At 69.7% G+C, this 20,925-nt stretch carries 22 protein-coding genes and 1 tRNA gene; 13 read left to right on the plus strand and 10 right to left on the minus strand.

What is annotated here, in order from left to right:
- Window positions 1–85: 85 nt before the first annotated feature.
- The 3 genes from BOSE46_RS09110 to cofE are packed head-to-tail and all read left to right on the plus strand — an operon-like array spanning window position 86 to window position 3,419.
- On the plus strand, window positions 86–1,441 hold the full coding sequence (locus tag BOSE46_RS09110; RefSeq protein WP_159539942.1) for an NAD(P)/FAD-dependent oxidoreductase: 1,356 nt from the start codon (window positions 86–88) through the stop codon (window positions 1,439–1,441).
- A 30-nt stretch (window positions 1,442–1,471) separates the two neighbouring features.
- Window positions 1,472–2,449, plus strand: a complete 978-nt coding sequence (gene cofD, locus BOSE46_RS09115) for a 2-phospho-L-lactate transferase (RefSeq protein ID WP_159539943.1) — start codon at window positions 1,472–1,474, stop codon at window positions 2,447–2,449.
- Window position 2,450: 1 nt separating this feature from the next.
- A complete protein-coding gene (gene cofE / locus BOSE46_RS09120) occupies window positions 2,451–3,419 on the plus strand; it encodes a coenzyme F420-0:L-glutamate ligase (protein WP_159539944.1) in 969 nt (322 codons plus the stop codon).
- On the opposite strand, the gene cofC is transcribed toward cofE, so the two are convergent.
- From cofC to BOSE46_RS09135, 3 genes are read right to left on the minus strand one after another with little or no spacing between them, the layout of a single operon-like run.
- Window positions 3,409–4,065, minus strand: a complete 657-nt coding sequence (gene cofC, locus BOSE46_RS09125; RefSeq protein WP_159539945.1) for a 2-phospho-L-lactate guanylyltransferase — start codon at window positions 4,063–4,065, stop codon at window positions 3,409–3,411. The genes cofE and cofC overlap by 11 nt on opposite strands.
- A complete protein-coding gene (locus BOSE46_RS09130; RefSeq protein ID WP_159539946.1) occupies window positions 4,062–6,581 on the minus strand; it encodes a bifunctional FO biosynthesis protein CofGH in 2,520 nt (839 codons plus the stop codon). The genes cofC and BOSE46_RS09130 overlap by 4 nt, the downstream gene beginning before the upstream one ends.
- Window positions 6,582–6,635: 54 nt before the next feature.
- Window positions 6,636–7,631, minus strand: a complete 996-nt coding sequence (locus BOSE46_RS09135; protein ID WP_159539947.1) for a DNA topoisomerase IB — start codon at window positions 7,629–7,631, stop codon at window positions 6,636–6,638.
- A gap of 133 nt (window positions 7,632–7,764) precedes the next feature.
- Between BOSE46_RS09135 and fgd the strand changes: the two genes are divergently transcribed.
- Window positions 7,765–8,772: a glucose-6-phosphate dehydrogenase (coenzyme-F420) gene (gene fgd, locus BOSE46_RS09140; protein ID WP_201299584.1), complete on the plus strand. Its 1,008-nt coding sequence runs from the start codon at window positions 7,765–7,767 to the stop codon at window positions 8,770–8,772.
- 6 nt (window positions 8,773–8,778) lie between these two features.
- Here the strand turns inward: fgd and BOSE46_RS09145 are convergent, their stop codons facing one another.
- A complete protein-coding gene (locus tag BOSE46_RS09145; RefSeq protein ID WP_201299585.1) occupies window positions 8,779–9,585 on the minus strand; it encodes an AraC family transcriptional regulator in 807 nt (268 codons plus the stop codon).
- A 165-nt stretch (window positions 9,586–9,750) separates the two neighbouring features.
- On the opposite strand from BOSE46_RS09145, the gene BOSE46_RS09150 reads away from it, so the two are divergent.
- Window positions 9,751–10,554: an MBL fold metallo-hydrolase gene (locus BOSE46_RS09150; protein WP_159539950.1), complete on the plus strand. Its 804-nt coding sequence runs from the start codon at window positions 9,751–9,753 to the stop codon at window positions 10,552–10,554.
- Window positions 10,545–10,952 (plus strand): nuclear transport factor 2 family protein, encoded by a 408-nt coding sequence (locus BOSE46_RS09155; RefSeq protein WP_159539951.1) that lies wholly within the window; start codon window positions 10,545–10,547, stop codon window positions 10,950–10,952. Before BOSE46_RS09150 ends, BOSE46_RS09155 begins: the two co-directional genes overlap by 10 nt.
- A 9-nt stretch (window positions 10,953–10,961) precedes the next feature.
- On the opposite strand, the gene BOSE46_RS09160 is transcribed toward BOSE46_RS09155, so the two are convergent.
- Together BOSE46_RS09160 and BOSE46_RS09165 are read right to left on the minus strand one after the other, a co-directional pair.
- Window positions 10,962–11,663, minus strand: a complete 702-nt coding sequence (locus BOSE46_RS09160) for an EthD domain-containing protein (RefSeq protein ID WP_159539952.1) — start codon at window positions 11,661–11,663, stop codon at window positions 10,962–10,964.
- A gap of 9 nt (window positions 11,664–11,672) precedes the next feature.
- A complete protein-coding gene (locus tag BOSE46_RS09165; RefSeq protein ID WP_159539953.1) occupies window positions 11,673–12,164 on the minus strand; it encodes a MarR family winged helix-turn-helix transcriptional regulator in 492 nt (163 codons plus the stop codon).
- 139 nt (window positions 12,165–12,303) lie between these two features.
- Between BOSE46_RS09165 and BOSE46_RS09170 the strand changes: the two genes are divergently transcribed.
- Window positions 12,304–13,794 (plus strand): MFS transporter, encoded by a 1,491-nt coding sequence (locus BOSE46_RS09170; RefSeq protein WP_159539954.1) that lies wholly within the window; start codon window positions 12,304–12,306, stop codon window positions 13,792–13,794.
- 94 nt (window positions 13,795–13,888) lie between these two features.
- Here the strand turns inward: BOSE46_RS09170 and BOSE46_RS09175 are convergent.
- Window positions 13,889–13,962 (minus strand) — tRNA-Arg (locus BOSE46_RS09175).
- A 94-nt stretch (window positions 13,963–14,056) separates the two neighbouring features.
- On the opposite strand from BOSE46_RS09175, the gene BOSE46_RS09180 reads away from it, so the two are divergent.
- The 4 genes from BOSE46_RS09180 to BOSE46_RS09195 all read left to right on the plus strand — a co-directional run bounded on the left by BOSE46_RS09180 (window position 14,057) and on the right by BOSE46_RS09195 (window position 16,985).
- Window positions 14,057–14,995 carry a PHB depolymerase family esterase gene (locus BOSE46_RS09180; RefSeq protein WP_159539955.1) on the plus strand — a complete coding sequence of 313 codons (939 nt, stop codon included), beginning with the start codon at window positions 14,057–14,059 and terminating at the stop codon, window positions 14,993–14,995.
- Between the two features lie 4 nt (window positions 14,996–14,999).
- On the plus strand, window positions 15,000–15,785 hold the full coding sequence (locus BOSE46_RS09185; RefSeq protein WP_159539956.1) for an HAD-IIA family hydrolase: 786 nt from the start codon (window positions 15,000–15,002) through the stop codon (window positions 15,783–15,785).
- A 128-nt stretch (window positions 15,786–15,913) separates the two neighbouring features.
- A complete protein-coding gene (locus BOSE46_RS09190) occupies window positions 15,914–16,810 on the plus strand; it encodes an NAD(P)-dependent oxidoreductase (protein WP_159539957.1) in 897 nt (298 codons plus the stop codon).
- Complete coding sequence (locus BOSE46_RS09195) at window positions 16,797–16,985, plus strand: hypothetical protein (protein WP_159539958.1); 189 nt, start codon at window positions 16,797–16,799, stop codon at window positions 16,983–16,985. The genes BOSE46_RS09190 and BOSE46_RS09195 overlap by 14 nt, the downstream gene beginning before the upstream one ends.
- On the opposite strand, the gene mscL is transcribed toward BOSE46_RS09195, so the two are convergent.
- The 3 genes from mscL to BOSE46_RS09210 are packed head-to-tail and all read right to left on the minus strand — an operon-like array spanning window position 16,982 to window position 18,400.
- Window positions 16,982–17,386, minus strand: coding sequence for a large conductance mechanosensitive channel protein MscL (mscL, locus tag BOSE46_RS09200; protein ID WP_159539959.1), 405 nt, complete (start codon window positions 17,384–17,386; stop codon window positions 16,982–16,984). The two genes, BOSE46_RS09195 and mscL, sit on opposite strands and share 4 nt — an antisense overlap.
- A gap of 59 nt (window positions 17,387–17,445) precedes the next feature.
- A complete protein-coding gene (locus tag BOSE46_RS09205) occupies window positions 17,446–18,036 on the minus strand; it encodes an SAF domain-containing protein (RefSeq protein WP_159539960.1) in 591 nt (196 codons plus the stop codon).
- 55 nt (window positions 18,037–18,091) lie between these two features.
- A complete protein-coding gene (locus BOSE46_RS09210; RefSeq protein ID WP_159539961.1) occupies window positions 18,092–18,400 on the minus strand; it encodes an FmdB family zinc ribbon protein in 309 nt (102 codons plus the stop codon).
- A gap of 130 nt (window positions 18,401–18,530) precedes the next feature.
- Here BOSE46_RS09210 and BOSE46_RS09215 point away from each other — a divergent pair, with 130 nt between their 5' ends.
- Window positions 18,531–19,892 (plus strand): hemolysin family protein, encoded by a 1,362-nt coding sequence (locus BOSE46_RS09215; RefSeq protein ID WP_159539962.1) that lies wholly within the window; start codon window positions 18,531–18,533, stop codon window positions 19,890–19,892.
- Window positions 19,885–20,922 (plus strand): hemolysin family protein, encoded by a 1,038-nt coding sequence (locus BOSE46_RS09220; RefSeq protein ID WP_159539963.1) that lies wholly within the window; start codon window positions 19,885–19,887, stop codon window positions 20,920–20,922. Before BOSE46_RS09215 ends, BOSE46_RS09220 begins: the two co-directional genes overlap by 8 nt.
- Window positions 20,923–20,925: the final 3 nt, after the last annotated feature.

Consider the following 20,925-nt stretch of genomic DNA (forward strand, 5'->3'; position numbering starts at 1 on the left):
CGCAGCGTAGTTCCGCACGGACCACCGTGGAGGCGAAATCGTCGCAAGGGTGGCACCGGCCATGGGCATACCGGAGGATGAAGGCATGAGTGCACACGAGTGTGATGTCGTTGTCGTCGGTCTCGGCCCCGGTGGAGAGGCGCTCGTGGCGCGGCTCGCCAAGGCAGGGCTCGCGGTGGTCGCGGTCGAGGCCGAGCTGGTCGGCGGCGAGTGTCCCTACTGGGGCTGCATACCGTCCAAGATGTTCATCCGTGCCGGCAACCTGCTGGCCGAGGCGAGGCGCATCGCCACGCTGTCCGGCACCGCAACGGTGACGCCGGACTTCTCGCTCGTCGCCAAGCGCATCCGCGACGAGGCCACCGACAACTGGGACGACACCGTCGCGGCCGACCGGATCACCGCCGCGGGTGCGACGCTCGTTCGCGGCCACGGCCGGCTGGCCGGCGATCGTACGGTCGAGGTGGCCGGGGAGACGTACGTCGCCGCCAAGGGTGTCGTGCTCAACACCGGCACCACTGCGGCCGTCCCGCCGATCCCCGGCCTCTCCGACACCCCGTTCTGGACGAACCGCGAGGCGCTCAAGGCTGAGCAGGCGCCCGGATCGTTGATCGTCATCGGCGGCGGGGCGATCGGGCTCGAGCTGGCCCAGGCGTACGCGCGCTTCGACACCGACGTCACGGTGCTCGAGGTCGCGCCGCGCATCCTGGCACCTGAGGAGCCGGAGTCGTCGGAGCTGCTCACCAAGGTCTTCGAGTCCGAGGGCATCGGCGTGCATGCCGGCATCACGATCGACCGCGTCGACCATGACGGCACGACGTTCGCGGTGACGTGCGGCGATGCGACGTACGAGGCCGAGCAGCTGCTCGTTGCGGCCGGCCGCAGGTCGCGTCTTGACGACATCGGCCTCGACACGGTCGGCGTCGAGGCCGGCAAGTTCCTCGCGGTCTCCGACGACATGCAGGTCACCGGCGGAAACGGGTCTGGCGGCCTCTGGGCGATCGGGGACATCGTCGGCCGAGGTGCCTTCACCCACCTGTCGATGTATCACGCCGAGCGCGCCGCCAAGGCGATCCTCGGCGAGCCATTGGCCGACTACGACGACAGCTTCCCGCGGGTCACGTTCACCGACCCGGAGGTCGGCGGCGTCGGCATCACCGAGCAGCAGGCCCGCGACAAGGGGCTCAATGTACGTGTCGGGCTCACCGACGTGTCGGCGAGCAGCCGTGGGTTCGTCCACGGTCTCGGCAACGAGGGACTGATCAAGGTCGTCATCGATGCCGACCGGGACGTCATCGTCGGGGCCACGAGCGCCGGACCGACGGGCGGCGAGACGCTGTCGGCCCTCGCCTTCGCGGTACGCGCCGAGATCCCCCTCGCGACGCTGAGCAACACTGTCTACGCCTATCCGACGTTCTGGCGGGCGATCGAGTCCGCGCTCTGACCGTCACGCGGGGTCGGGCAGACTGAGCCCATGCGAATCACGGTGCTGTCGGGCGGCGTCGGTGGCGCCAACTTCCTCAAGGGTCTCCTCGACGTCGTCGGTCCGGAGGACGAGGTCACCGTCATCGGCAACACCGCTGACGACATCTGGCTGTTCGGCCTGCGCGTGTGCCCCGACCTCGACACCGTGATGTACACCCTCGGCGGCGGCATCGACGTCGAACGCAAGTGGGGACGCACCGACGAGACGTGGAACGCCAAGGACGAGCTGACGGCATACGGCGTCGACAACACCTGGTTCGGGCTCGGCGACCGCGACCTGGCGACGCACATCATCCGCACCCAGCTGCTGCACGAGGGTGTTGCCCTGGCCGCCATCACCAAGCGGCTCTGCGAGCGGTGGAAGCCCGGCGTACGCCTGCTGCCGATGACCGAGGACGAGGTCGAGACGCACATCGGCATCGACGGCGAGGACGGTCTGGAGGTCATCCACTTCCAGGAGTACTGGATTCGCCTGGGCGCCAAGGTGCCGGTGCGGCAGGTCGACTTCCGCGGCGCAGGGGAGGCCGCCGCAGGTCCCGGCGTGGTCGAGGCGATCCTGGGCGCCGACCGGGTCATCCTGCCGCCGTCCAACCCCATCGTGTCGATCGGGGCGATCCTGTCGGTCCCGCAGGTCGCGACCGCCGTACGCCAGACGGATGCGCCCGTCGTCGGTGTCTCGCCCATCATCGGCGGGGCGGCGGTGCGGGGGATGGCCGATCAGCTGCTGACGGGTCTCGGTGTCGAGATCAGCGCCGGCGGGGTGGCCCGCCATCACGGCGCCCGCAAGGCCGGGGGAGTCCTCGACGGCTGGCTCGTCGACACCGCCGACGCCGGTGAGCTGGGCGCGATCGACGACGCCGGCATCGCGGCGCGCGCGGTGCCGCTCTACATGGCCGACGCGGCCACCACGGCCCAGCTGGCCCGCGACACCCTCGACCTCGCCGACTCTCTAGCCACCCGGGGCTGAGATGAGCCTGCAGGCGTGGCCGCTGGAGGGCATCGGCGAGATCAGGGCGGGCGACGACCTCGCGCAGGTCATCGTCGAGCACCTGGCCGAGCCGCTCGATGACGGTGACGTCCTGGTCGTGACGAGCAAGGTCGTCAGCAAGGCGGCCGGGCTGGCGACGACCGGCGATCGCGAGTCACTGCTCGAGGCCGAGACCGCGCGCGTCGTGGCCCGGCGCGCGCAGACCCGCATCGTCCGCACACACTCCGGGCTGACCCTCGCCGCCGCAGGCATCGACGCGTCGAACCTCGAGGCCGGGTCCGTCATCCCGCTCCCGCGCGATCCTGATGGTGCCGCGCGCGAGCTGCGCACCCGTCTCGAAGCGCTCACGGGCGTACGCCTGGGGGTCGTCGTCAGCGACACGGCCGGCCGGGCCTGGCGGATCGGGCAGACCGACATCGCGATCGGCGCCGCCGGCATCGCGCCGTTGCTGTCGTTCGCCGGCGTCGAGGACGCGTACGGCAACCTGCTGGCCGTGACGTCGCCCGCCGTGGCCGACGAGATCGCCGGGACGGCCGACCTGGTCGCCGGCAAGCTCAGCGGGCATCCGGTCGTCGTCGTTCGCGGGCTGCCGGGCGAGTGGTTCGGCGCTCACGACGAAGGTGCTGCCGCCCTGATCCGCGACGACGGTGGTGACCTGTTCGGTCTCGGCGCGCGAGATGCGGCGCTGGCAGCGGTGTCGCGCGGCGACCTGCCCGCGGGCTTTCCCGCTCCTGACGAGGACGATGACCTCGTCGCCCTCGCCCGGGCCGGGGCCGACCTCTCCCTCGCCGACGTGACCGTCGCGGCCGACGGCTCACTGGAGGTGCGCGCCCTGAGCGAGGACGGCGCCCCCGAGGCGTACGTCGAGGCAGGCGCGCTGGCCGAGCGGCTGCGCGTCCTCGCCCGCGCCCTGCAGCGCGATGTCGTGATCGCCGTCGTCAGCGACTGACCCCGTCAGCGTAGGTCGGTGTCAGGTCGGCGTACGCCTGAAGCGTGTGCGGGCCGAGGCCGAGGCGTTCGGCGGCGACGAGGTCGTCGAGGGTGTCGACATCCTGGCGCAGCGCATCCGCGGCAACCAGCTCGTACGCGCCGAAGCCGCGGTGCCGCTGGGCCGAGCCGGGACCGTAGCCGGCTCGCATCAGCGAGGGCGTGCGGCTCGTCAGGATCGTGGTGCCGTCGCCGTTGGCATCCGCGACGAACGCCGACGTGTGCGTGTCCGCCTCGGTCAGCAGCTCGGCCAGGGCGTCCGGGGTCAGCGCCGGCAGGTCCGAGGGCACCACGGCGAGCGGCGTGTCGGGGCGATGGCCGGCTGCCCAGGCGATGCCGTGGCGGATCGCGGACCCCAGGGTGTCGAGCGGTCGGTCGGCAGGCTCCTGGATGACCTGCGCACCGGCGCTGCGGACGTCGTCGACGACCAGGTCGCCACGGGTCACGACGACGACGGCGGCGACCGAGGGAGACGCCAGCACGGCCGCGAGCGTGTCGCGGGCGAACGCCTCGGCCAGGCCGCGGCGCGCGGCCGGCTCGACGTGGAGGCGCGACTTGGCCCGGTCCCATGCCTTCATGGGCATGATCACCGTGAACCCGGCCGTCATCCCGCCGCCTGCACAGGAGCGAGCCGGCCGTACGTCGTGGTGCGCTGCACCGCCGGGCGACCGGCCAGGGTCGCCATGGCCTCGAGCTCCTCGATCGACTTGCGGGAGCCGTTGGTGGAGCCGGCCATGCGGCTGATCGTCTCCTCCATCAGGGTGCCGCCGAGGTCGTTGACGCCACCCTGCAGGACCTGGGTGCAGGTCTCGGGGCCGAGCTTGACCCACGAGCACTGGATGTTGTCGATCAGCCCGTGCAGCATGATCCGCGCGAGGGCGTGCACGGCGCGGTTGTCGCGCACGGAAGGACCCGGACGGGCGACGCCGGCGAGGTAGATCGGCGACGACTGGTGCACGAACGGCAGCGGCACGAACTCGGTGAACCCGCCGGTCTCGCGCTGGAGGTTGGCGATCGTGCGCAGGTGGCCGACCCAGTGCCCCGGGTGGTCGACATGGCCGTACATCATCGTCGACGTCGTGGGCAGGTCGACCTCGTGCGCCGTGCGGATGACGTCGAGCCACTCCGACGTCGGCAGCTTGCCCTTGGTCAGCACCCACCGCACGTCATCGTCGAGGATCTCCGCCGCCGTGCCGGGCAGCGAGTCGACCCCGGACTCCTTGGCCTGCACCAGGAAGTCGCGCACCGACATGCCCGTGCGCGTCACGCCGTTCATGACCTCCATGGGGCTGAAGGCGTGGACGTGCAGGCCGGGCTCGCGCTTCTTGACCGCCGCGGCGATGTCGAAGTAGGCCGTGCCGGGCAGCTCGGGGTCGATGCCGCCCTGCATGCATACCTCGGTCGCGCCGAACGCCACCGCCTCGCTCGCCCGGTCGCCGATCTCGTCGAGCGACAGCGTGTAGGCGTCGGCGTCGGTACGCCGCTGGGCGAACGCGCAGAACCGGCAGCCGGTGTAGCAGACGTTGGTGAAGTTGATGTTGCGGTTGACGATGTAGGTGACCTCGTCACCGACCGCCTGCCGGCGCAGGTCGTCGGCCAGTGCGGCCACGGCGTCGAGGTGCGCGCCCTCGGCCGTCATGAGGATCAGCGCGTCGGCGTCTGACAGGCCCGCAGGGTCGCGCTCGGCGGCCCGCATCGCCGCGGCGAACCCACCATCGCCGATGCCCACCAGCGCAGCGTCGCGGCCGGTCTGCTCGTCGCGCAGCACCGACCAGTCGCCGTAGACGTCCTCGAAGTCGCTGCGCCGGTCCTCCGTACGCCCGATCGTGTCGACCTCGGTGTGCAGCTCGGTGCGCCCCTTCGAGAGCCAGCCGGTCGTGGACCAGCCGCCGTCAGGCTCCTGCCACGGCAGACCCTCCGGGATGGCGTCGGCGCGGGCGAGGCCGTCCTCGGCGACCAGGGCGTCGACGTGCGGGCGCAGGCGCGGGTCGAGCCACGGCTCGGACAGGAACTGCGGGTGCGCCGTGAGCCGCTCGGTCAGCGTGAAGCCGCGCTCGGCGACCAGCTCGCTCAGCGCGGCGATCTGGGGCCACGGCTTCTCGGGGTTGACGTGGTCGGGTGTCAGCGGGCTGATGCCGCCGAAGTCGTCGACACCGGCGTCGAGCAGCGCCTGGCAGTCGTCGAGCCCGACGAGGTTGGGCGGCGCCTGCACACGCATCGCAGGGCCCATCAGGATGCGGGTCGTCGCGATCGTGGCGAGGTACTCCTCGACCTCGAGGTCCGGCGTCAGCCGCATCGCGGTGTCGTCCTTGGACACGAAGTTCTGGATGATGACTTCCTGGATCGACCCGTACGTCCGCGCGATCCGGCGGAGCTCGAAGATGCTCTCGACCCGGTCCTCGATCGTCTCGCCGATGCCGATCAGCAGCCCCGTCGTGAACGGGATGTTGAGGCGTCCGGCGTCCTCGAGCACCCTCAGGCGTACGGCCGGATCCTTGTCGGGGCTGGCGTAGTGTGCCTGCCCCTTGTCCTCGTAGAGCCGGCGGCTCGTGGTCTCGAGCATCATGCCCATCGACGGCGCGGCGGGCTTGAGCCGCGACATCTCCTTCCAGCTCATGACGCCCGGGTTGAGGTGGGGAAGGAGCCCGGTCTCCTCGAGCACGCGGATCGCCATCGCGCGTACGTACTCCAGCGTGCTGTCGTAGCCGGCGGCCTCGAGCCACTCCTTGGCATCGTCCCAGCGGTCCTCGGGGCGGTCACCGAGCGTGAACAGTGCCTCCTTGCACCCCATGGCGGCGCCCTTGCGGGCGATGTCGAGGACCTCGTCGGGTGACAGGAACGGCGCGGGCAGGCGGTTCGGAGTCGTCGCGAACGTGCAGTAGTGACACCGGTCGCGGCACAGCCGGGTCAACGGGATGAAGACCTTCTTGCTGTACGTGACGATGCCCGGCCGGCCAGCCGACTCGAGGCCCGCGTCGCGGACCCGGGCCGCAGCCGCCATGAGCCGGCGCAGCTCCTCACCCGTGGCACTCAGCAATGCTGCGGCCTCGGTGGCGTCGATCGTCTTGCCGGCAGCTGCGCGCGTGACCGCGCGGGTGATCTCGCGCTCGCTCGGTGCACTCATTGGACAATTGTGGTCCCCACCTCCACGCGGGGAGTCGCCGACCCGGTCGAGGCGTCAGCCGCGTCGCAGGATCCGCAGGACTTGACGCTCGAGCGTACGACTCATGGGAGCGCCGGGGGCGACCCTCCGGTGATCGGCCCGCACCGTGATGCCGTCCTCGAACAGGTCGATGATTCGGGGGTCGACGTACGACGTCCGGGCGATCGCGGGGGTGTTGCCGAGGTGCTCGGAGACCTCTCGCATCGCCGCCGCGACCGACTTCTTGCGCCGGGCCGGTGTGCTGCGATCGCTGCGCGCGAGCGCGAGGGCGGCGATCGACGTGCCGCGCCAGGTCCTGAAGTCCTTGGCCGTGTAGACCTCGCCGATGATCTCCTTGACGTACGCGTTGACGTCGTCGGCGTCGAGATCGCGCCATCGGCGGCCGTCCTTGTAGGCGAGCAGTCGATCGCCGCCGCCCCGTCGCCGGCGCAGCACCTCGATGACCTCGCGCACGCGTTGGTCGCGCACCGTGACCTCGACGAGCTGGCCGGACTTCGCGGGATACGCGAACGTCATGCCGGTCCCGGCGCCGTGGACGTGCCGCTTCTCGAGCGTCGTGAGGCCGTAGCTGCCGTTCTCCTCGACGTAGCGCTCCGAGCCGATCCGGAACATCCCGAGGTCGAGCAGGCTAAACGCCGTCGCAGCGACCCGTTCGAGGGTCAGCTCGTCGCCGGCGAGGTGGCGGCGGGCCTCGAGGCGGTGCTTGAGCAGCGACGCGGCGAAGCCCTCCATCCGCTCGAACTTCTCGGTGTCGCGGCGGGTCCGCCAGTCCGGGTGGTAGATGTACTGCCGCCGTCCCGCTGCGTCGGTGCCGACAGCCTGCAGGTGGCCGTTGTCGACGGCGCAGATCCAGACCTCGTCCCACGCCGGCGGGATGACGAGCTTCTTGCACCGCAGGACCTGCTCGGTCTCCAACGGCCGGCCGTCCTCGTCGAGGAACCGGAACCCGCGGCCGTGCCGGACCCGCGACCAGCCGGGTGAGCTCGGGGACGTACGACGGAGGCGGACCATGGTGAGATCACGCTAGGTGACCGATGCGGAGCACGCATGTCGTAGCGGCTCACACGTCCCGCCGCGCGACCTCCTGCCCGGCCGACGCGGTGGCCGTGCCATGGTTCTACATCCGACACCTGAGGAGAGCGACGTGGAGCTGAGAATCGGTTACAAGGCATCGGCCGAGCAGTTCGCGCCCAGGGAGCTCGTCGAGCTGGGCGTCCTCGCCGAGGCGGCCGGCATGGACACCGCGGTGGTGAGCGACCATTTCCAGCCGTGGCGGCATGACGGCGGTCATGCGCCGTTCTCGCTGGCGTGGTTGACCGCGGTCGGTGAGCGTACGTCGACGATCCGTCTGGGCACGTCGGTCATGACCCCGACATTCCGCTACAACCCGGCGGTCGTCGCGCAGGCGTTCGCGACGATGGGCTGCCTCTACCCGGATCGCATCCTGCTGGGCGTCGGCACCGGCGAGGCACTCAACGAGGCGGCGTCGGGCTTCGTGGGCGAGTGGCCGGAGTTCAAGGAGCGCTTCGCCCGGCTGCGGGAGGCCGTCGACCTGATGCGGCAGCTGTGGACCGGGGAGCGGGTCGACTTCGAGGGTGACTACTACCGCACGGTCGGCGCGTCGATCTACGACGTACCGGACGGCGGGGTCCCGGTCTACGTCGCCGCCGGGGGACCGGTCGTGGCGCGCTATGCCGGGCGCAAGGGCGACGGCATGATCTGCACGTCCGGCAAGGGCATGGAGCTCTACGAGGACAAGCTCATGCCTGCGCTCGCCGAGGGAGCGGACAAGGTCGGCCGGTCGACCGACGACATCGACCGCATGATCGAGATCAAGGTCTCGTACGACCCCGACCCGCAGGTCGCGCTCGAGAACACCCGGTTCTGGGCTCCGCTGTCGCTGACCGCCGAGCAGAAGCACAGCATCGAGGACCCGATGGAGATGGAGGCGGCCGCCGACGCGCTGCCGATCGAGCAGGTCGCGAAGCGGTGGATCGTCAGCTCGGACCCCGACGAGGTCGCGGAGCTGGTCAAGCCCTACACCGATGCGGGGCTCAACCACCTGGTCCTGCACGCCCCCGGTCACGACCAGCGGCGCTTCCTCGAGCTCTTCAGGACCGATCTGGCGCCCCGGTTGCGTGCTCTGGGCTGACCGGGCTCACCCAGTCCTGCGGAACGCTCCGGGCGTGACGCCTGCGCGAGCGCGGAAGTAGGCCGAGAAGTTCGACGGGTCGTCGAAGCCCAGCTGCTCGGCGATCTCGACCACCGGTGCGTCGCCGTGGCTCAGCAGGCGCTTGGCCTCGAGCACGACTCGCTCGTCGATGAGCTGCTTGGCCGACCGTCCGGTGTGCGCCCGCGCCAGCCGGTTGAGGGTGCGCGGGGAGTAGCCCAGCCGGTCCGCGTAGTGCGTGACCTGGTGCCACTCACTGAACCGGCGGTCGATCTCGTCGCGGAACCAGATGTACGCCTCGTGGGTCGCGGTGGGTCCGGTCGTCTGGTCGGCAGGTTGGGCGAGGGCCAGCTGGGTCAGCAATGCACCTGTGGCGTGTGCGAGCGCGGCGTTGCGCAGGTCGGCGCGGCCGCCGGGCGTGGCCTGCCGGCCGACGGAGAGGAGGAGCTCCCACGCCTCGGCGACCGGGGTTCCCTCGATGTCGCTGGCCGGCCAGACGTTCGGGATCGCCGTCCCCGCGGCGCGCACCAGCTCGCGGGTGCGATCGTCGATCGCGTGGGCGGCGAACAGCACGCTGGGTCCGTCGATGTCGCCGATGCGTCCCCACTGGTGCATCTGACCGGCCCGGACCCACAGCACGTCGCCGGCACCCAGGGCGTGCTCGGTGAAGTCGACCGTGTGGGTCGTGGCGCCGTCGTCGATGCGGAGCAGCATGTCGAAGTCGAGGCGCTGCGGGGTGAGGAACTCCGTCGGGCCGCCCCGTACGCGCATCCGCTCCAGGCTGAGCACCTCCATGTCGCCAACCTCAGGAGTCGGCGGGTCGAACCGCACTGGACGGATGTCCGCAGGAGGGGGCTGTCCGGTTTTCACCATGGAGTGTCCCGTCGAGACCGTGTGCATCGAGCGTGCGGCGCCTATTTTTACAAGTGACAGCTTAGTTCACCACAGATCGGAAGAACCATGACCCTCACCTACACCGTGTTCGACGCGGCCCCGGGCTCGCTCAACAAGACCAGCGTCGTCGTCAGCGGCGACACCGAGGCTCTCGTCGTCGACGCCGGCTTCACCCGCGCCGACGGCCACCGCATCGTCGCCGAGGTCCTCGACTCCGGCAAGACCTTGACGCGCGTCCTGATCACGGCCGGCGACCCCGACTTCTACTTCGGCGCCGAGGTCATCGCCGACGCCTTCCCGCAGGCCACGTTCTCCGCGCCCTCTGACGTCATCGAGCACATCCAGCACTCGTACGAGGGCAAGCTCAAGGCGTGGGCCCACCTCGGTGCGAACCTGCCGACCCGGCTCGTGGACATCGCGGAGCTGACCGAGACCGTCCTGACGGTCGACGGCACCCAGATCGAGGTGCGCCGCGGCAGCGACCAGCTCGGCGATCGTGCCTGGTACCTGTTCGAGCCGGCCTCCCGCTCGCTCATCGGTGGCGTGCTGCTGTTCGAGGGCCTCCACGTGTGGACCGCCGACAGCGCGACGCCGGAGCTCCGCGCCGAGTGGGTCCGTGTCCTCGACTCCCTCGAGGCGCTCGCCCCGACGTACGTCGTCGCCGGTCACCGCGTCGCCGGTGCGCCGACGGACCTCACGGCGATCACGCACACGCGCGACTACCTGCGGTTCTTCGAGCAGACGGTCACCGAGTCCGCCACCGCAGAGGACGCCAAGGCCAAGCTGCTCGCCGCGTACCCCGACGCCGGGCTCGTCATCGCCGCGGATCTCGGCACCAAGGTCGCCAAGGGTGAGATGACGTGGGGCTGATCGACGAGGCATCGCCCGCCCACGTCGTACGCCGCCAGTACTTCGCCTCAGCTGCTGGTGACCTCGAGGCGCTCCGGGCGACCTTGGCACCCGACGTCGAGTGGACCGAGATGGCCGGGTTCCCGCTCGCCGGGACCTACCGGACGCCCGCAGGCGTCACGAGCAACGTCATGGAGAAGCTCGGCGCCGACTGGGACGGCTGGGCGGCACACGACGACACGTACGTCGTCGACGGCGAGAACGTCGTCGTCCTGGCGCGCTACACGGCGCAGCACAAGGCGACCGGCAAGTCGCTGGCTGCTCGCGTCGCGCACCACTTCGTCGTGCGTGGCGGGCTCATCGTCCGGTTCGAGCAGTTCGTCGACACCGCGCTCGTACGCGACGCCGCGACCGCTTGAGTGCTTGGGTCAGGTCGCCGGGAACGGCGACCTGACCAGGAACCGGCTCGTCGGCACGGTGTCGATGTTGTCGGTCGCCCCGAACGCCGAGGTGCTCGCCACCATCCGCGTCATCCGGTCATGGAGATCGGCGTCGTCGGCCGCCCCGAAGAACGCGTGGAGGTCGGTGGTGGCGGCGTCGGGAAACAGCTCCTCGACGATGCCGTCGATGGCCGGCGCGTCGGGCGTGAGTGGACGGACCACCACGTTCTGCGTGTAGCCGGACGTCGCCTGGGTCTCGATGGCCACCGGCGTGTGGTCGACCTGCCACCGCGTGAGCCAGGTGGCGTGGTCGAGGTCAACCGGTCGGCGCAGCAGCGCGATGTTCGCGAAGCCGGGAGTGCGGTCGTCGAGGCGATCAGGCGGCGCGATGGGGACCGACTCGGTCACCAGGTACGCCGCGAGTGACTCGCAGTGACCGGCCAGCAGCTCGACGGCTGCTGCCACCTGGGGCCCGTACGACTGCTGGGTCCAGATGCTGACGACCGCGGCCACCGGCGGTGCCAGTGTCGTCAAGGTCATCAGAGAGTCCCGGACCGCGCCGTCACGGACGTTGACGGCGAGTCCCTCCACGCCCAGGTCCAGCAGCCCGGTCGCGACCTGGCCGCGGATCTGCTCGCACCACCGGTCGTCGGGCTCCGTGACGCGGAGCAGCACGACGACCTTCTCCACGGTGCCGCCTCAGGCCGTGGTGGCGAGGGTGTCAGTGTCGGTCGCGATGCGCCCGAGAAGGCGCATCAGCACTTCCCGGTCGGCCTTGCTGACGCCGTCGAGCGCACGCGCCTCGGCCGCGTCACGGGCGGTCGCGAAGGTGGCGAACACACGCCGGCCGGCATCGGTGATCTGGGGAATGCGGACCCGACGGTCGGACGGGTCGACCGTTCGGACGATCAGCTCCTGCCGCTCGAGCCGGTCGAGCACCGTGATCAGCGTCGTCTTGTCGACGCAGACGACGCGGCTCAGCTCGAGCTGCGTGCGCTGCTGCCCGTCCTCGAGAGCGGACAGGACGAGCCAGTCGCGGGCGTCGTTGAGGCCCATCTCCGCAGCTGCGTGATCGAGGTAGATCGTCACTCGGTTGGTCGCGGCGTGCAGCAGGATCGTGAGATCAGCGGGGTACGCCGCAGCACAGGAGGCGAGCGCCTGCGTCTCGGACTCGTGGAGCGAAGTTCCCATGCTCGGAGGGTATCGGTAGATCAACATATGTTCAACGTCGGATAAGTCACACTCGGATCGTCTGGACTCGGATGATTGTGTCTCGTACGTTGTGTGAGGTCGATGAACGCCATCGCACCCCAGACCTGAGGGACATCCCATGACAACTTCGATCCAGACCGAGACGCCCACCGGCGTCGACCCGCGTCGATGGCTGGCGCTGGTCGTCATTGCCATCGCGCAGCTGATAGTCGTGCTCGACGCGAGCATCGTGAACATCGCCCTGCCGTCCGCCCAGGACGCGCTCGGCATCTCAGACGCCAACCGCCAGTGGGTCGTCACGGCGTACGCGCTGGCATTCGGCGGGCTGCTGCTCCTGGGCGGCCGCATCGCTGACTTCGTCGGCCGCAAGCGCGCCTTCATCATCGGCCTCGTCGGGTTCGGCGTGGCCTCCGCAGTCGGTGGCCTCGCGCAGAACCAGGGCGAGCTGTTCTCCGCTCGCGCCCTGCAGGGTGCGTTCGCCGCCCTCATGGCGCCGGCTGCGCTCTCGCTGATCAGCGTCACGTTCACCGAGCCCAAGGAGCGGGCCAAGGCGTTCGGCGTCTACGGCGGCATCTCGGGCGGTGGCGCGGCACTGGGCCTGATCCTCGGCGGCGTCCTCACCGAGTACGCCTCGTGGCGCTGGACCCTGCTGGTCAACACCCCGATCGCCATCGCGACGGCCGTGGCCGCAGCCATCCTCGTCCGTGAGAGCCGCGCCGAGGGCAAGCCTCGCTACGACATCCCCGGCGTCGTCACCAGCACTCTGGGCCTCGTCGCCCTCGTCTACGGCTTCACGAAGGCCAACGAGAGCGGCTGGTCGGCGACCAGCACGATCCTCCTGCTCGGTGCAGCCGTCGTCCTGCTCGTCTCGTTCGTCGTGATCGAGCGCAACACCGGTGAGCCGCTGCTGCCCACCCGGGTGTTCCTGGAGCGCAACCGCGCTGCCGCGTTCCTCGTGTCGCTGCTGCTCGGACTCGCACTGTTCGGCATGTTCCTGTTCCTCGTCTACTACATGCAGGGCACGCTGCAGTACTCCGCCGTGAAGTCCGGCCTGGCCTTCCTGCCCTTCAGCATCGGCGTCGTGGGTGGAGCAGGTGTGGCAAGCGCCCTGCTGCCTCGCATCGGGCCGCGTCCGCTGATGGTCGGCGGCACCCTGGCGGCTGCGGTGGGCATGTTCCTCTTCGCCCAGATCACGGTCGACGGCAGCTACGTCACCACGGTTCTGCCGGCGCAGATCGTCATGAGCCTCGGTGTCGGACTCGCGTTCGTCGCACTGTCGAGCACAGCGCTCATCGGGGTCGAGGACCACGACGCGGGTGTTGCCAGCGCGCTGGTCAACACGACGCAGCAGGTCGGCGGCTCGCTGGGCACGGCGTTGCTCAACACGATCGCAGCGACGGCGACGACCAGCTACATCGCCGCCAACGGGGTCGCGAAGACCGCCGATGGCGTGGTGCACGGCTACACGGTCGCCTTCAACTGGGGGCTGGGCGCACTTCTCCTGGCCGCCCTGCTGTCACTCGTGCTGGTGACCAAGCAGAGCCCGCCGGCCGCGGTCGAGGGTGACGAGACGCCGTTCGAGCACGCTGAGGAGCTCGTGGTCGTCTGACCCTGCACGCTCCGCAGCACTCTCCGAGGTCCCCGGCGAACACGCTTCGCCGGGGACCTCGGCGTGTCGGTGCCGGTCCGCGAGGGTCGATCGGTGCCCCCGACAGGAATCGAACCTGTGGCCTACCGCTTAGGAGGCGGTCGCTCTATCCGACTGAGCTACGAGGGCGTGAGGACTCAGGTTATCCAGTCTTGGTCCCAACCCATACGATCGCCTCTATGTGCCACCACCTCCGACGCCTGTGCGCTGCAGGTTCCGGGCAGTGAGGCGGCTGCTGGCCCTCGCAGCGATCTTCGCTCTCCTGGCGCTGGGGATGACCTCGTGCGGCAAGGCCGACACGATCCGCGAACCCGGCGACGAGTGCAGCCCGGGCCGGTCGCTGCCTGCCGGCACCACCGAGCGGACGATGGAGTCGGGCGGCCAGCTGCGGCGCTACCTGATCCACGTGCCGCCGGGCTACGACGGCTCCACCAAGACCCCGGTCGTGGTCCTGTTCCACGGCTACGGTGGCACGCCGCAAGGCGTCATCAACACGACGAGCATGGCCACGCTCGCCGACAAGCATCACGCGATCCTCGTGGCTCCGCTGGCCCGCGGGCGCGTCACCGAGTGGGACTTCCGTACGCCGATCAGTCACCCGACCTCAGACCTGGCATTCGTCCGCAACCTGGTCAAGGAGGTCAAGTCCGAAGCCTGCGTCGACTCGTCGCGGGTCTACGCGACCGGCTTCTCCAACGGCTCGGTCCTGGCGCTCGCCCTGGCCTGTGACGGCTCGACGAGATTCGCCGCGTACGGCGCGGTGTCCGGGCCCTACTGGAACGACACCTGCCGGAGCGCTCCGCCGGCGTCGATCATCTACTTCCACGGCCTGCGGGACACGGTGGTCCCGTACGCCGGCGCGAAGACCGTCATCGGCCCATTGCCGCCCGTCAACGACGTCATGGCGAGCTGGGCCGCGCACGACAGCTGTCCGGCCGCCAGCGCGACGACCACGGTGTCCCGGCACGTCCGCCACTTCACGTGGAAGACCTGCCGGGCCGGCTCGGACGTCAATGTGTACGTCGTGGACAACGGCGGTCACCGCTGGCCGGGAGGCAAGCCGTACCCGTCCGGACGCGTCTCCGGTGTCATGACGCAGGAGATCGACGCCAGCACGTTGATCTGGCGATTCTTCGAACAGCACGCGGCTGGTGGACAATAGGGGTATGACGACGAAGCCGATCGAGACGTGGCTGACCGACATGGACGGCGTTCTCGTGCACGAGGAGAAGGCGATCCCCGGCGCGGCGGAGTTCATCGCGCGCCTCACCGAGACCGGACGCAAGTTCCTCGTCCTCACCAACAACTCGATCTTCACGCCACGGGACCTGTGCGCCCGGTTGCGCGTGGCCGGCATCGACCTGCCCGAGTCGGCGATCTGGACGTCGGCCCTGGCCACCGCGAAATTCCTCAGCGAGCAGCGGCCGGAGGGCACCGCGTACGTGATCGGTGAGGCCGGCATGACGACGGCTCTCCACAACGTCGGCTACATCATGACGAGCCGTGAGCCCGACTATGTCGTCCTGGGCGAGACCCGGACCTACTCGTTCGAGGCCATCACCCGCGCGATCCAGCTGATCGAGAACGGGGCCCGGTTCATCGCGACCAACCCCGACCCGACCGGCCCGTCGCCCGGTGGCTCGCTGCCGGCCACGGGCTCCGTCGCCGCGCTGATCACCAAGGCGACCAATGTCGAGCCCTACTTCGTCGGCAAGCCCAACCCGCTGATGATGCGCAGTGCGCTCAACCAGATCGAGGGTCACTCCGAGACCACCGTCATGATCGGCGACCGGATGGACACCGACGTGCTGTCGGGCCTCGAGGCCGGCCTGCGGACGTTCCTGGTGCTCACCGGCTCGACGGCACCGGCTCAGATCGAGCGTTTCCCGTTCCGGCCGACGCAGATCTTCGACTCGATCGCGGACATCGTCCCGCTCGTTCAGAAACCGTAAAGTTACCAGGAGGTAACACGCGCTTCCGGAGAATTGTTATCCTTTCGTAATCTCCGGGCAGGCCCACCGGCCAGCATCCGGAGATTCCCCGGCAGATGGTGCCCGGGATCCTCCACCAGGGAGAGTTCGTGAAGGTTTTTCTCACGGGTGCGAGCGGAGTCATGGGCCGATCGTCCATTGCCGCACTGCACCTCGCGGGTCATGAGGTGGTCGGGCTCGCCCGTACGCCCAGGAGTGCCGAGCTGATCGCCGCGACCGGCGCCGAGACGTGTCTCGGTGACCTCTACGACCTCGACGCCTTGACCGCGGGCATGGCCGGCTGCGACGCCGTCGCCAACCTGGCCACGAGGGTGCCGGTCGGCACGCGCGCGCTCCGCCCGGGATCGCTCAAGGCGATCGACCGGATCCGTCTCCACGGCTCGAAGGTCGTGACCGACGCGGCTCGGCGGGCAGGTGTCGAGCGGATCGTCCAGCAGAGCCTGAGCTTCATGTACGCCGACCAGGACGACGACTGGATCGACGAGCACAGCCCGGTCGACGTGACCCATGCGACCGAGCCCGTCGTGGTCGCCGAGGACAACGTCAAGGCGATCGAGGCGGCCGGCGGCACCGCCGTGAGCCTGCGATTCGGGCTCATCACCGGCAACGACCGCAACACCGCCTGGCTGTTCCGGCGTGCGGCGGCGGGCCGGTCGATCGGCCTCGGTGCGGAGAGCTCCTGGATGCACGTCATCCACCCGGACGACGTCGGCTCCGCGGTCGTGCACGCCCTGACCGCCCCGGGCGGTTTCTACAACGTCGGCGCGGAGCCGGTGCAGCGCCGCGACTACGTCGACACGATCGCGATGGCGGCCGGGCGGCGCGGTGGGCACTTCCTGCCCGGCTGGATCCTGCGGCTGGGTGGCGAGAAGCTCGAGATCCTGACCCGCTCCCAGCGCGTCAGCTCGCAGCTGTTCAGCGACCGCACGGGCTGGCACCCGTACCATCCCAAGCTCACGCCGGACTGGTTCGATGACCTCGTCTGAGCGACCCGCCAGACTCGGCAAGGACGAGGTCGAGCGTCGGCGGAGGGCCGCCGAGCTGCTCGGCGACCTGTTCCCCGACACGACGAGCGACGAGACCGCGGAGGGTTGGGGCGAGAAGGAGTCATCGTCACGCGACGACGACTACCTCCGCGACGTCCCCCCGCACCACGGTTAGAGCGGCGGGCGCTGCTGGCGGGCGAGCGAGTCGCGGATCTCGCGCAGCAGGGCGATGTCCTCGGGCACTGCTTCCGGCTCGTCGACGCCCGGTCCGGGCTTGCGCATCGCCTGGAGCTTCTGCACGGGAACGACGACTGCGAAGTAGATGACCGCCATCGTCACGGCGAAGACGATCAGCGCGTTGATCAGGCCGCCGATGTCGACGAGCGTCTTGGCACTGTCGGTGATCTGGAAGCCGAATCCCTTGTCGCTGCCGCCGCCGACCGATGCGACGATCGGGTTGATGAGGTTGTCGCCGAAGGCGGCGACGAGACTCGTGAAGGCGACGCCGATCGCGATGCCGACGGCGAGGTCGATGACGTTGCCGCGCATCAGGAAGTCCTTGAAGCCCTTGATCATGTTTCCCCCTACAAGTTGGGTGTGAACCCCTCGACCATAGCGAGGCCTCAAGTCCGCGACTAGGACGACGTGATGACGCTGAACCGTGCCTCGAGCGCCGCGGTCGCCAGCGCGAGGGCGATCTTCTCGGTCGTGACGATGCCGACCGGCACCACCTCGCTGTCCCCGCTCGACGGCAGGGTCACGACCTCGACGGCGCGGGCGACGACCTTGGCCCTGCTCTCGCCGTCGGGATCCACCGCGACGACGTGGACGCGGTCACCCACGTGCAGCCCGGTCAGGCCGTCGGCCCGGTCCACCCGGATCGTCGTGAGCACGGCGTCGTCGGCATACCCGGACAACGCGTCGTCCTGCAGGACCCGGTAGTCGGTGATCGCCTCGCCGGCGCGCATCGGACCGGCAACCCGGCGACCGATCGCGGCGCCGCGGCCGAGAGTGTGTGACGGTCGCGAGCTCGGCGGGACCGTGGCCTTGCGCAGGTCGGAGGCGGCCAGGACGTGGCCGCTGCGCAGATCATGGCGCGCGACGAGCACGGTGGTCCCGTCGGACTCCTGGCGCAGGGCGGAGAGGGCGGTCAGGACGGCGAGGCCGGCGAAGACGGCAGCAAGCGTGCGGCGGTGCTCGAAGACGAAGCGATGGATCCGGTCCATGCCGGGACTCTAGGAAGTTCCGGGAGACAGCGCTCAGCGCTGTCCACAGCCAGGATCAGGCTGCGGACTCCTTGCCCGACTTCTTGGCCGGGGTGGAGCTCGATGACGAGGAGTCGGAGGAGGTCGAGCTCGATGACGAGGAGCTCTCCTTGGCCGCCGGCTTCGCGGCGTCACTCGACGTCGAGGTGGAGCGGCTGTCGTTGCGGTAGAAGCCGGAGCCCTTGAAGACGACGCCGACCGCGTTGAAGACCTTGCGGAGATCGCCGCCGCAGTTGGGGCAGACGGTCAGGGCATCGTCGGTGAAGCTTTGCTGGACCTCCAGCGCTTCTCCGCAGTCCTTGCACTGGTACTGGTACTTCGGCACGTCTTGCTCCCGCTCGATCGATGATGCACCCCAAGGGTACAGTTGCCCGCACCGTGACCGATCCCGTGCCTTGTCGGGCCAGTCCTTGTTGGGCTGGTCCTCGTCGACACCGTCCTTCCGGAGCGCAGCGATGACCGAATGGCTGCTCCTGGCCACCTCGCTCCTCCTCATGCTGGCGTGTGGCGTCTTCGTCGCCGCCGAGTTCTCGTTCGTCACGGTCGACCGGGCCACGATCGAGCGCGACGCCGAGGCGGGTGACGCCGGCGCACAGGGCACTCTTCTGGCCCTGCGCACGTTGTCGACCCAGCTCAGCGGAGCGCAGCTCGGCATCACGATCACCAACCTCGTGATCGGATTCCTCGCCGAGCCGGCCATCGGCAAGCTGCTGCACGATCCGCTGGAGTCCGCCGGCCTCGAGGGCAGCACGCTCAAGGGCGTCGCGTACGCCATCGCGCTCGTGCTCAGCACGGTCGTGACGATGCTCGTCGGCGAGCTCGTGCCCAAGAACTTCGCGCTCGCTCTGCCCCAGCGCACGGCTGCGCTGACGCAGTGGCCGCAGCGCATGTTCACGAAGGCGATGGCCTGGCCCATCCGGGCCCTCAACGGGCTCGCCAACGCGATCCTGCGCCTGCTCGGTGTGGAGCCCCAGGAAGAGCTGCGGTCGGCCCGGTCCCCGGTCGAGCTGCGGTCACTCGTCCTGCGTTCGGCTCAGCAGGGCGCGATCGACGACGAGACCGCCGACCTGGTGGCCCGCAGCATCGCGTTCGGCGACCGCACCGCCGCCGACGTGCGTACGCCGAGGGTGCGCGTGCACTTCCTCGAGGGCCGGGACACGGCGTTCGACGTCATCGAGGCGGCCCGGCAGACCGGCCACTCGCGATTTCCGGTGATCGGCAAGAGCCCTGATGACGTGCTCGGCATCGTGCACATCAAGCGAGCCGTCGGCATCGAACCGGACCGCCGGCGCAATGTCCGCATCTTCGACATCATCGATCCGGCGACGACCGTGCCCGACAGCATCGAGCTCGACCCGTTGCTCTCCCTGCTGCGTGAGCAGGGCATGCAGATGGCCGTGGTGGTCGACGAGTACGGCGGGACGGACGGTGTCGTCACGCTGGAGGACCTGGTCGAGGAGATCGTCGGCGACATCGCGGACGAGCACGACCGGCTCTCCTCGCGCAGCCGGCACCGCCGCGACGGCACCTGGTCGCTGTCGGGCCTCCTGAGACCCGACGAGATCGAGGAGCAGACCGGCGTGGCGCTGCCCGAAGGCGAGGACTACGAGACGATCGCGGGGCTCATCCACGAGAAGCTCGGCCGTATCGCGGTGCGCGACGACACCGTCACGCTCCACCTCGATCGCACGCCTGATGACGATGAGGACGATCCGGAGCCGCTGGTGGTGATCCTCCGGGTCGAGCGGATGGAAGGTCGGCGCATCGACCGGGTCTCACTCACGGTCGACGACGACGGGGCGAGGGCGCATGAGTGATCTCTACGGCGTGCTGCTGACGGTCGTGCTGCTGGCCCTCAACGCACTGTTCGTCGCGTCCGAGTTCGCGCTGATCTCGGCCCGGCGTACGCAGCTCGAGCCCCGTATCCAGGCCGGGTCGCGCCCCGCGCGCATGGCGATGCGGGCGATCGAGAACATCACCCAGATCATGGCCGCGGCGCAGCTCGGCATCACGATCTGCTCGCTGGGACTCGGCGCGGTGGGGGAGCCGGCGATCGCGCATCTCTTCGAGCCGTTGTTCGACGCCCTCCACGTGCCTCACGGCGCGGTGCATCCGCTGTCGTTCGTCATCGCGATGACGATCGTGGTGTTCGCGCACGTCGTGCTGGGCGAGATGGTGCCCAAGAACCTCGCACTGGTCGGCCCCGACCGGGCGGCACTGTTCCTCGGCCCCTTCATGCTGGCCGTCGTCGTGGTCCTCAAGCCGTTCGTCGTCGCGCTCAACGGCACGGCCAACCTGATCGTCCGGCTGTTCGGCACCGAGCCCAGGGGTGAGGTCGCGTCGACGTACTCCCATGACGAGGTCGCGGGTCTCGTCGAGGAGTCCCGCCGCGAGGGGCTGCTCGACGAGGACGAGTACGGCCTCGTGTCGGGTGCCCTCGACTTCCACGAGGGCACGGTCGACCAGGTGCTGCTGCCGAGGGCGGGATTGGTGACGATCCCGCCGACGGCGACCCCGGTCGACGTCGAGCGGGCCTGCGCCGAGACCGGCTTCTCACGCTTCCCGGTGCTCGACGCGAACGACGAGATCGCCGGCTACCTCCACATCAAGGACGTGCTGGAGACCGATGACCAGTCCCGCCTCGAGACGATCGCGGACAAATGGCTGCGACCGCTGGCGACGGTCGTCGCCGGCTCAGGCCTCTACGAGGCGCTCCGCACGATGCAGGCCAGGGGCTCGCACATGGCGAGGGTCGCCGACGAGACCGGTGCCGTGCTGGGCGTCATCATGCTCGAGGACGTGCTCGAAGAGCTGGTAGGAGAGATCCGCAGCGCCGAGCGCGCGTAAGCC

It is taken from the genome of Aeromicrobium sp. 9AM, assembly GCF_902506105.1.
Lineage (GTDB): Bacteria > Actinomycetota > Actinomycetes > Propionibacteriales > Nocardioidaceae > Aeromicrobium.

Bases quoted from the DNA above. Each gene is read 5' to 3' on its own strand.
- BOSE46_RS09110 (WP_159539942.1), top strand. From the start codon at position 86: ATGAGTGCACACGAGTGTGATGTCGTTGTCGTCGGTCTCGGCCCCGGT.
- cofD (WP_159539943.1), top strand. From the start codon at position 1,472: ATGCGAATCACGGTGCTGTCGGGCGGCGTCGGTGGCGCCAACTTCCTC.
- cofE (WP_159539944.1), top strand. From the start codon at position 2,451: ATGAGCCTGCAGGCGTGGCCGCTGGAGGGCATCGGCGAGATCAGGGCG.
- cofC (WP_159539945.1), bottom strand. From the start codon at position 4,065: ATGACGGCCGGGTTCACGGTGATCATGCCCATGAAGGCATGGGACCGG.
- BOSE46_RS09130 (WP_159539946.1), bottom strand. From the start codon at position 6,581: ATGAGTGCACCGAGCGAGCGCGAGATCACCCGCGCGGTCACGCGCGCA.
- BOSE46_RS09135 (WP_159539947.1), bottom strand. From the start codon at position 7,631: ATGGTCCGCCTCCGTCGTACGTCCCCGAGCTCACCCGGCTGGTCGCGG.
- BOSE46_RS09145 (WP_201299585.1), bottom strand. From the start codon at position 9,585: ATGGAGGTGCTCAGCCTGGAGCGGATGCGCGTACGGGGCGGCCCGACG.
- BOSE46_RS09150 (WP_159539950.1), top strand. From the start codon at position 9,751: ATGACCCTCACCTACACCGTGTTCGACGCGGCCCCGGGCTCGCTCAAC.
- BOSE46_RS09165 (WP_159539953.1), bottom strand. From the start codon at position 12,164: ATGGGAACTTCGCTCCACGAGTCCGAGACGCAGGCGCTCGCCTCCTGT.
- BOSE46_RS09170 (WP_159539954.1), top strand. From the start codon at position 12,304: ATGACAACTTCGATCCAGACCGAGACGCCCACCGGCGTCGACCCGCGT.
- BOSE46_RS09185 (WP_159539956.1), top strand. From the start codon at position 15,000: ATGACGACGAAGCCGATCGAGACGTGGCTGACCGACATGGACGGCGTT.
- BOSE46_RS09195 (WP_159539958.1), top strand. From the start codon at position 16,797: ATGACCTCGTCTGAGCGACCCGCCAGACTCGGCAAGGACGAGGTCGAG.
- mscL (WP_159539959.1), bottom strand. From the start codon at position 17,386: ATGATCAAGGGCTTCAAGGACTTCCTGATGCGCGGCAACGTCATCGAC.
- BOSE46_RS09205 (WP_159539960.1), bottom strand. From the start codon at position 18,036: ATGGACCGGATCCATCGCTTCGTCTTCGAGCACCGCCGCACGCTTGCT.
- BOSE46_RS09215 (WP_159539962.1), top strand. From the start codon at position 18,531: ATGACCGAATGGCTGCTCCTGGCCACCTCGCTCCTCCTCATGCTGGCG.
- BOSE46_RS09220 (WP_159539963.1), top strand. From the start codon at position 19,885: ATGAGTGATCTCTACGGCGTGCTGCTGACGGTCGTGCTGCTGGCCCTC.